General features: G+C 55.6%; 6 protein-coding genes. 5 read left to right on the top strand and 1 reads right to left on the bottom strand.

Annotated features, from left to right (window positions below; translation table 11 throughout):
* The 5 genes from R6T97_RS01500 to mnmH form a co-directional block, all read left to right on the top strand.
* On the top strand, positions 1-713 hold a 713-nt coding region (locus tag R6T97_RS01500; protein ID WP_410347545.1), incomplete at its 5' end, for a hypothetical protein.
* A gap of 215 nt (positions 714-928) precedes the next feature.
* Positions 929-1,603, top strand: a complete 675-nt coding sequence (locus R6T97_RS01495) for a hypothetical protein (protein ID WP_410347544.1) — start codon at positions 929-931, stop codon at positions 1,601-1,603.
* A 540-nt stretch (positions 1,604-2,143) separates the two neighbouring features.
* Positions 2,144-3,286 carry a phosphoserine transaminase gene (locus R6T97_RS01490; RefSeq protein ID WP_410347543.1) on the top strand — a complete coding sequence of 381 codons (1,143 nt, stop codon included), beginning with the start codon at positions 2,144-2,146 and terminating at the stop codon, positions 3,284-3,286.
* Between the two features lie 60 nt (positions 3,287-3,346).
* Entirely contained in the window at positions 3,347-4,939 is a 1,593-nt protein-coding gene (gene serA, locus R6T97_RS01485; RefSeq protein WP_410347542.1) for a phosphoglycerate dehydrogenase, read from the top strand.
* 99 nt (positions 4,940-5,038) lie between these two features.
* Positions 5,039-6,091 (top strand): tRNA 2-selenouridine(34) synthase MnmH, encoded by a 1,053-nt coding sequence (mnmH, locus tag R6T97_RS01480; protein ID WP_410347541.1) that lies wholly within the window; start codon positions 5,039-5,041, stop codon positions 6,089-6,091.
* Here the strand turns inward: mnmH and R6T97_RS01475 are convergent.
* The coding region (locus R6T97_RS01475; RefSeq protein WP_410347540.1) for an AIR synthase-related protein at positions 6,078-6,536 on the bottom strand (459 nt) is incomplete at its 5' end. The two genes, mnmH and R6T97_RS01475, sit on opposite strands and share 14 nt — an antisense overlap.

Raw genomic sequence — 6,536 nt, 5'->3', positions numbered from 1 at the left:
TTGATCGTCAATATAACCTCACAAGTCAGGGCTATGACGCAATCGACGAAGCCAAAGCACTGCTCTTGCGACTTGATTTATGGGCAGGACAATCTTCTTTGAAGAAGAACTCCTCGGGTGGACTTGAAAAACTTCAGTATACTGACGCCGAGGGAAGAGTATATTATTCTCAACAACACCCAGTCTCGAAGATTTCTATGAACGGCCCGGCACTTCTGCGGAAGACTCTTACCGCTTGGGGCGCTGCTGGAACCCAAATTGAACACGAAGCAATGGAAGAAATTCGACCCTATTCGGTGCTCTACCGGAAGAGCCCATCAGGCTGGGTTTTTGTCCACATTGGTAAAGAATCTGCCTACGCCCGCTGGTTTGGCGCAACCGTGTCAAAAAGTGCGATCGGCAAACTCATCACAGAAGATGACGCTGGCTCCGAATATGATGAATTTACTGCGGGTGCGTATTCTCGTATCTACGACGAGGGCGGTGTTCGGCTCGACCATATACTTGCATACCTGCCAAAGAATGGCGGAGAACCCGAGCCTGGAACATTCCAGAGACTGCTTCTGGGAGGCGTGTTTCCTGATGGGACCCCCGGCCTGATCATTCTTGCCGTGATTACAGAAAATGTCGAAATTGAGGCATTGGACAAAGCGCAAATACCTCGGTTAACTGCGGACTTGACCATGGATTCGATGCTCACCTTGACTAACTAAGTGACTCTATTGCCACATTTCCGGAAAGCATCACGCTTTAGATTGAGACATCGTTAAAAAGCATAGTACACAATTCTGGCAATATCGTCGGAGTGTTGCGAAGCTTGAAAAGATAGATCAAGGAGCCGGAGATGTCAGCGCGGAATATTTTTGGCATGGTCAAGAACGTGTCAGTTCTCATACAAGACCTCGAAGACGCAGGCATGCGGATTGAGGTGGGTGACGATTTTTCCCTTTACCGTTATTACCGGGGCACATGCCGTGATCGGGGCGCCATATCTCCGCTTTTTGATACCGCCAGTTCGTTCATTGATGAAACCAACGGCTTTTGGGTTTGCGGTTTCAATGAAGCTGATGAGTTGATTCATACGCAAGCTGTACGACTGCTTGATCTGTCAGGTGTCACTCTTGGCAAGCATCTCGATATGCATCGCCATAAATACATTGTTCCCGATACAACCCCAGATCCCGATCTGACATTCTTCCAAGGCCCTGAAGCGCTCAAGATTGTTACAGGTCTGGTTGGCTATTGCGGAGATTTCTGGTTGCCGTCACGCGGATTGGGTGGGCCACGCAGCAATGGGGCGACTGGTTTGCTGTCTCGCTTGCTTTTCGAAGTACTGGAAAAAGCTTGGCAACCCGACTTTGTTTTTGCCTTCGTCCCAAAACAACTGGCCGCCAAAGGTGCCCATCTTCGCTATGGCTACAGTCATTGTGAAGCCGGTAACTGGATTGGCCCCGATCATCAGATTACCAATGACGAATACTTAATCTGGATGAACGCCAATGACATCAAGAATGTCCTTGCAAGGGACGTTCAATCGCTGCGACTAAGCAATCAGGTTTCGGCGCAGCGCGCATCTGTGACGGCGATCAACGCAAAAGTTTAGCACTGCCCACCGATCTGGCAGCAGTTGCACTTCGCAAAATCATGCGTATTTCGGTCAATCTGCACAAAAGAAATGGCGCTGCTTCTTAAGAAGCAGCGCCATACTGTGAGTGGTAACGAGTGGGTGTAAACCGTGTGTGAGTCGATTTCGTCTAAATTCCCCTGCGATTGCGGCGGAATTTAGGGCAAAATGGGGCGACACTCGTCTTGCGCGGTTTTATCACCTGATCTGCAACTCAAAATCCCCACAATGTGAGCAGTGACAGCGTTAGGCGTAGGGAGGCAGAAGGGTTGCCAATCCATTCCTACCGTCACCTTGAATTACCGATGTTCAGGACCGACGCATACTACTTCGAACGGACCTGCGACCCTTCGGATTGACGTGATTTTTGCGCCCATCGGAAACACGTGTTCTGCGCCATGTTACATTTACCGGCGATCAGAGGGATTTTTGCTATTGTTGTTTTTCCAGCTGCTGCGTATCCCCATACTTGGGACACCCTTCCCCAACGAAGGGCGCATATCTGTGAGGATACCAGCAATGGTTATGACCAAACCGGCAACGCGGCCGGCTAATCCGCGTTTTTCTTCTGGCCCCTGTGCCAAACCCCCCGTCTGGAAATTGGATGCACTTGGCGACGCCCCTCTGGGTCGGTCGCATCGTGCTGCGATCGGCAAGGCCAAACTGGCCGAAGCCATCGACCTGACGCGCGAAATTCTGGGCGTGCCTGCGGATTACCGCATCGGCATCGTGCCTGCATCCGACACCGGCGCCTATGAAATGGCGATGTGGTCGCTCTTGGGCGAACGCCCCGCTGAAATGGTCGCGTGGGAAAGTTTTGGGGCTGGTTGGGTGACCGATGTGGTCAAGCAACTTAAGATCGAGGCCACGGTGCATACCGCTGACTATGGCGAAATCGTCGATATGGCTGCGCTGAACTATGACAATGATGTGTGTTTTACGTGGAACGGTACGACATCCGGCGTGCGCGTCACCTCTGGCGATGTGATCCCAGCGGACCGCGCGGGCCTGACGCTGTGCGATGCGACCTCTGCTGCTTTTGCGCAAGACCTGCCTTGGGACAAGCTGGATGTGACGACCTTCTCCTGGCAGAAAGTCATGGGCGGTGAAGCTGCCCACGGTATGCTGATCCTGTCCCCCCGCGCAGTGGAACGGCTGGAAAGCTATACGCCTGCGTGGCCGCTACCTAAGATTTTCCGCCTCACCAAAGGCGGCAAGCTGATCGAAGGCATCTTCCGCGGCGAGACGATCAACACTCCATCAATGCTGGCGGTCGAGGATTACCTCGTTGCGCTGAAATGGGGCCGTTCCATCGGGGGGCTTGACGCGCTGATCCATCGTGCCGATGCCAACGCACGTGCGATCTGGAATTTCTGCGCCGCGCATGACTGGATCGAAAATCTGGCGGTTGATCCCGCGACACGGTCAAACACATCCGTCTGCCTTAAGTTCACTGATGACCGGATCATTGACGGCGGCACCTTCGCCAAGGCCATTGCCAAGCGGCTGGAGGCCGAATCGATCGCGCTGGATATCGGTGCCTACCGCGACGCCCCCGCCGGTCTGCGGATCTGGTGTGGTGCCACGGTGGAAACATCCGACATCGAGGCGATGCTCCCATGGCTCGCATGGGCGTTCGAAGCCGAAATCGCCAATCAATGAACATCTGCCCCGGGCCTGACCCGGGACGCAAGACACCCAATTTTTTCAAGGAGCGGCAAAATGGCCCCCAAAGTACTTATCTCTGACAAACTCTCACCTGCTGCCGTGCAGATCTTCAAGGATCGCGGAATTGACGTTGATTTCCAGCCCGACCTTGGCAAGGACAAGGAAAAGCTGCTGGAAGTGATCGGCCAATATGATGGTCTGGCCATCCGGTCCGCCACCAAAGCGACCGAGAAGATCATCGCTGCCGCCACGAACCTCAAGGTTATCGGGCGGGCCGGGATCGGTGTGGACAACGTCGATATTCCGGCGGCGTCCAAGAAGGGTATTATCGTGATGAATACCCCCTTCGGCAATTCGATCACCACCGCCGAGCACGCGATTTCCATGATGATGGCCGTTGCACGCCAGATCCCCGAGGCGAACGCATCGACTCATGCGGGCAAATGGGAGAAATCACGCTTTATGGGCGTGGAAGTGACAGGCAAGACCCTTGGCGTGATCGGTGCAGGCAACATCGGTTCCATTGTCATCGACCGCGCGCATGGTCTGCGCATGAAAGTCGTAGCCTACGATCCGTTCCTATCGGAAGAGCGCGCAACCGAGATCGGTGTTGAAAAAGTCGAACTGGAAGAACTGTTGGGCCGCGCTGATTTCATTACCATGCACGTGCCGCTGACGGATCAGACAAAGAATATCCTTTCCCGCGAAAACATCGCCAAACTGAAGAAAGGCACGCGGATTATCAACTGTGCCCGTGGTGGTCTCGTCGATGAAGAGGCGCTGGCAGAGGCGCTCAAATCCGGCCACGTGGCCGGTGCCGCATTCGATGTATTCGCGGTCGAACCTGCCACTGACAGCCCGCTGTTCAACCTGCCCAATGTGGTTGTGACCCCGCACCTTGGCGCGGCCACCACCGAGGCACAGGAAAACGTCGCCCTGCAAGTGGCAGAACAGATGTCGGATTATCTGCTGACAGGGGCGGTGCAGAACGCGCTCAACATGCCATCTGTCACCGCTGAAGAAGCCAAGATCATGGGCCCGTGGATCAAGCTGACAGGGCATCTGGGCAATTTCATCGGCCAGATGACGGATGAGCCGATCAAGGCGATCAATATTCTGTTCGACGGTGAGGCCAGCGAAATGAACCTCAAGGCGCTGACGGCAGCGACGATTGCGGGCATAATGACCAAGGCGAATCCTGACACCAACATGGTCAGCGCGCCAGTCATCGCCAAAGAGCGCGGGATCAAGGTTTCAACCACCAAACAGGACCAGTCCGGTGCGTTCGAGGGCTACGTCAAGGTCACGGTGGTCACTGAAAAGCGCGAGCGTTCGGTGGCAGGTACGGTCTTTAGCGATGGCAAACCGCGTTTCATCCAGATCAAGGGCATCAACATCGACGCCGAGATCGGGGAACACATGGTCTATACAACCAACGAAGACCGCCCCGGCATCATCGGCGCACTGGGAACCACGATGGGCGCAAACAACGTGAACATCGCAAACTTTACCTTGGGCCGGTCCGTGGAGCATGGCGAAGCGATTGCGCTTTTGTATGTGGATGAACCCGTGCCTGCGTCTGCCATCAAGGCGCTGGAAGACACCGGACTGTTCAATCAGGTCAAACCTCTCACGTTCAACGTCTGAAGATCGCAACAGATAAGGTGGAACATGTTCCACCTTACCTGACCCGCACAATGGGTATTCGCCCTTTTGCCTGCTGCGCAAGTGCCGTAGACATTTGCAATGCCGATTGAATTCACCAGCCTCGATGCGATCCTGAATCACGGGTTTGATACCGTGATCGACGTACGCTCGCCTGCTGAATTTGCCCAAGACCACATCCCCGGTGCGATCAACCTGCCTGCCCTGTCAAATGAGCAACGGGCAGAGGTCGGCACGATCTACAAGCAGATCAGCGCCTTTGATGGCCGCAAGATCGGCGCGGGCATGGTTATTCGCAATGTGGCTGATCATATCGACGGGCCGTTGATGGATAAAGACGGCGCATGGCGTCCCTTGGTTTACTGCTGGCGCGGCGGGCAACGCTCTGGTGTGTTTTCCACCCTCCTGTCTGAAATCGGCTGGCGGGCCGATACCGTCAAGGGTGGCTACACGGCGTTCCGGCGCTTGGTGAAGGCCAGTCTTTATGATGACCCTTTGCCGCACCGCTTCGTCTTGCTGGACGGCTACACCGGCACCGCCAAGACCGAAATCCTGCCGCGCCTTGCCGCACGCGGTGTGCAGGTGATTGATCTGGAAGGGCTGGCTTGCCATCGCGGATCGCTTTTGGGTGGCATGCCTGGCGGACAACCTTCCCAGAAAGCGTTTGAAACGGGCCTTGCCGTAGCGCTGAGCAAGCTGGACCCTGCGCGGCCTGTCGTTGTGGAGGCGGAAAGCAGCAAAATCGGACGGATTGCACTGCCAGCATCGGTTTGGGCCGCGATGTTGGCGGCACCGCGCATCGTCATTCAGGTACCCACAGCGGCGCGGGCGGCCTATCTGGCCAGAGCCTATCGCGAAGTGATCGAAGACCCTGAAATCGTAGCGGAAAAGCTGGCACCCTTGCGGCGGCTGCGCGGTCACGCGACGGTGGACCGCTGGATCGCCTTGTCGCAAGAGGGTGCTTTGGTCGATTTATCCCATGCATTGATGGTGGATCATTATGACCCGTCCTATGCAAAATCCCGCCGCATTGATGAACGCGAAGTATTGGCCGAAGTATCAGTCGAAACGCTGGACGAAGCGGGGCAGGAACGCGCAGCGGACGCTATCGCCGCCGCAGTCAATGCGTTGTAATCTGTGATCCTTCGGTAATCTCGCCGATCACTGCAGCGGTATAGCCTGCGTCTTGCAGCTTCCGAACAGCGGCGTCGGCTGCCCGCGCTGAAACGGCTGCCAAAAGCCCACCCGCCGTCTGCGGATCAAAAAGCAGATCAATGCTTCTACCATTGATCGCACCGGCCCCGATCCGGTTGTCCCCGAAGAGGGTCGAGCGCACCCCGGCACCGGACAGTTCCAACGCACCATCCATCAGCGGGATTGCATCCAGATCAAGCACGGCTCCGACACCCGAAGCGTCACAAATTCCCCGCAAATGTCCTGCCAGACCAAACCCTGTGATGTCTGTCATCGCATGGGCCTTGCCCAGGATGGTCGAAGCGGCAGCCTGATCCTGGACCATCATGTCAAGACAGGCGATCACATCTTCTCCCTTAGCTTTGCCAGCCATCTCTGCTGCCAT

It is taken from the genome of Yoonia sp. (genome assembly GCF_046498525.1).
Taxonomy (GTDB): Bacteria; Pseudomonadota; Alphaproteobacteria; order Rhodobacterales; family Rhodobacteraceae; genus Yoonia.
Note: the sequence above shows the minus strand (reverse complement) of the source record. Positions and strands in the feature narration are given on the sequence as shown.

Coding starts and splice junctions, on each gene's coding strand:
- mnmH (WP_410347541.1), top strand. CDS start 5,039: ATGCCGATTGAATTCACCAGCCTCGATGCGATCCTGAATCACGGGTTT.
- R6T97_RS01490 (WP_410347543.1), top strand. CDS start 2,144: ATGGTTATGACCAAACCGGCAACGCGGCCGGCTAATCCGCGTTTTTCT.
- serA (WP_410347542.1), top strand. CDS start 3,347: ATGGCCCCCAAAGTACTTATCTCTGACAAACTCTCACCTGCTGCCGTG.